The sequence below is a fragment of the Pseudoalteromonas sp. SG43-7 genome, assembly GCF_014164295.1.
Lineage (GTDB): Bacteria > Pseudomonadota > Gammaproteobacteria > Enterobacterales > Alteromonadaceae > Pseudoalteromonas > Pseudoalteromonas rhizosphaerae.
In genome coordinates this window covers 1-2,955 of record NZ_JACJEY010000120.1, presented here as the reverse complement: position 1 = coordinate 2,955, position 2,955 = coordinate 1, and the positions used below count along the sequence as shown (strand labels likewise).

2 protein-coding genes and 1 pseudogene are annotated in these 2,955 nt (G+C 44.2%); 2 read left to right on the top strand and 1 reads right to left on the bottom strand.

The genetic code is table 11. From position 1 onward, the window contains the following. Positions 1-191: 191 nt before the first annotated feature. Positions 192-540: pseudogene (locus H5200_RS24205) on the top strand (group II intron maturase-specific domain-containing protein); the annotation flags it as partial. Positions 541-630: 90 nt separating this feature from the next. Here the strand turns inward: H5200_RS24205 and H5200_RS22930 are convergent. After that, positions 631-1,011 (bottom strand): molecular chaperone DnaJ, encoded by a 381-nt coding sequence (locus H5200_RS22930; RefSeq protein WP_145241256.1) that lies wholly within the window; start codon positions 1,009-1,011, stop codon positions 631-633. Positions 1,012-1,684: 673 nt separating this feature from the next. On the opposite strand from H5200_RS22930, the gene ltrA reads away from it, so the two are divergent. Then, positions 1,685-2,955: group II intron reverse transcriptase/maturase (gene ltrA, locus H5200_RS22925; protein ID WP_259399278.1), on the top strand; the 1,271-nt coding region annotated here is incomplete at its 3' end.

The window sequence follows — 2,955 nt, the reverse complement described above, 5'->3', positions numbered from 1 at the left end:
ACATCATCACATTGAGATAATGCTTTTTCAACCGCTTGAACTTTAAATTCTTGTGTAAATCGACGTCTCATTTTTATCTGCCTCTATTAAAAGTTAGAGGCGACAACTATCCTGACACAGGGGGAAAAAAATTTAGTGAATTATTCACAAAGAGGTTAAGAGACGCTGCGCTTTAGAGTGACACAGATTCTAGACTCACACAGTATTTACGCGGCTGGGGACACTATTACCTAATAGCTAACGGTGGATTTAGATCACTGGATCCGCCGTAGGATAAGAATGTGCTACTGGCGGCAGTGGCGCTCTTTATAAAGGTATAGCACGCACTAAAGTGCGCAGTTTAATGAAATTGGGGGTCAGCGAGCGACTGGCCATAGCATGCGGTATCACTAGTACCAAAAGTAGGCGCTTGGAAGCGAAGGCCCTTGTAGAAGCTCAAAAACAAAAGGAATTAACATTGCGCTAGGCAATAACTACTTAGTTTCACAAGGTTTAGTGTCATTGAGAGATATTTGGATCAACATTCATTACGGGAGATGAACCGCCCATTGCACTTCTTGTTAATAAAAAGCGCATGATGGGTGGTGTGGGGGCTGGAGGGTAGAGACCTCCGGCTACCCGATTATGCATTCATCCACCCATGCTTTGCATTATCTTTTTGTTTAACTCTTGGAACGAGCGAACCAAATCATCACACACCTTCTTTGAAGCTCCGCAACGCACCGACATATCAATATAAATAGCGCCGTTACGCTCAATCACATCCCTTTTTACATAGGCGGGATAAGCTGGATGACTGGAAGGCGTAAAGCTATACATTACTCCCTCATTCGAACTAGCAATAGTCCAACCATCGTGATCGTAAACACTGAATGATTTGTCTTTTATCAGACGAGCTAATGTTTCCTCTACGGTTTCGCCTTCTTTGTTAAAGCCAGAGTATCCCAAGTTCTCGCCAAATGAACTAGAGCAGAAAAAACACAAAATAAAATATAAAAATACGTACTTCATGAAAGTTACTCGTCTATTGCCAACGCCCGGCTCACCAGCGGCCAAGCCGGAGCGATTTTTGTGGCAAAGTGTAGCGAAGCGAAACCACAAAAAACGCGGAGGTTTGGGCGTCTGCGTGGAGCCGTTTGTGTACGCCCGACATGGGCATTGACTTATGAGGTGAAAGTCCTCTGTAGGAAGATCACCGTTTAAATAACATACTGTTATTAAACGATAACTACTAGCGAATGGCAAGGGCTAAATCGCGAGAGATAGTCTGGAGGAAGCCGCTAGCAAATCTGCGAGCTGATGAACAAAAACATCATATGAGGCGTAGGCTGAAGACGAGCTAGCACAAGATAGCGAAGTCATGTGATCTAACGGCCACCGTAAATGATGCAGTTGTGCAGAGAAAGTCGATGCACCTTATTCGGGGAGATCTGATAAACACGCATCCGCGCTAACGCTTGGAGATTACCAGTTAGGGACTGGTTGATCAACCCTTGGCGCTTTGGTTGCTGCGACCTACAGCGAGCAAAATAGCAGTAAACAAGCGTTAGTTTAGACGCGCTTTATCGAGTAATCGCTAGAGTGATTTATCAGAAGTCAGCAGACGGCATAGTAGCCAAACGCCCATCGTAATGGAGGGGACACGGTGAAGGCCTGAACATCTTAACCAGAGGAGATACTACAGATGAACTTGAATTCACATAGATCACCGTGTTGCGATAGTGATGAACAGCGTTCTACTGTGAATAATACCTCGAATGAATATAGCCAAACAGATCATGACCTGATGGCAAGGGTACTAAGCAACCACAATATTGGTGCAGCATGGCAACATGTTAAGCGCAATAAAGGGGCTGCGGGTATTGATAATATGAGTATTGAAGAGTTTAATCACTTCGCTAAGTTACATTGGCTGGGTATTAAACAACAATTACTTAACGGCACTTATCAACCCTTGCCAGTCAAACGCGTGATGATACCCAAACCCGATGGCGGTGAGCGAATGCTTGGGATCCCTTCTGTTATCGACAGAGTGATCCAACAAGCCATTGCTCAAGTGATCAGCCCTTACTTTGAGCCTCAATTTTCACCACATAGTTATGGTTATCGTTCTCATAAAAGAGCCAGTCAAGCGGTGAACCATGTTCAATTTTGTGTTAAACAAGGTTATAAAACAGCGGTTGATATCGACTTGTCTAAGTTCTTTGATGAAGTAGACCATGACATGCTGATGAATCGTGTTGGCCGTAAAATCAAAGACAAAGCACTCATGCGCCTACTCGGTAAATACTTACGAGCGGGGATCGCAGAGCGCGAAACAGGTCTGTGGTTTGAGTCAACCAAAGGAGTCCCCCAAGGTGGGCCATTATCCCCTTTACTTTCCAACATTTTACTCGATGAATTAGATAAGAAGCTAACCTACAAACACCTTAAGTTTGCACGTTACGCTGATGACATAATCATTTTAGTAAAAACCAAAAGCGAAGGACTAATAATACAACAGGAAATTACTGCGTTTATCACTAAGCGATTAAAGCTCAAAGTGAACGAATCGAAAAGTCGGGTAGGTCCTGTATCAGGCTCGAAATTTCTCGGGTTCACATTTCGTTACGGTCAAGTGCAGATCCACGAACAGGCGCTAAAGAAATTCAAAGCAAATGTCAGGGAGCTCACTAACCGTAACTGGGGGATCTCAATGACCCTACAAATTCATAAACTCACACAGTATTTACGCGGCTGGGGACACTACTACCAGATAGCCAACGCTTATCAGCTAACGGTGGATTTAGATCATTGGATCCGACGTAGGATAAGAATGTGCTACTGGCGGCAATGGCGTAAACCTCGCACCAAAGTACGCAGTTTAATGAAATTGGGGGTCAGTGAGAGACTAGCCATAGCATGTGGTATCACCAGCAAGGGGCCTTGTCGAAGCTCAAAAACAAAAGGAATTAA

What these genes read in the sequence shown, in the direction of transcription:
- H5200_RS22930 (WP_145241256.1), bottom strand. Translation starts at nt 1,011, where the DNA reads ATGAAGTACGTATTTTTATATTTTATTTTGTGTTTTTTCTGCTCTAGT.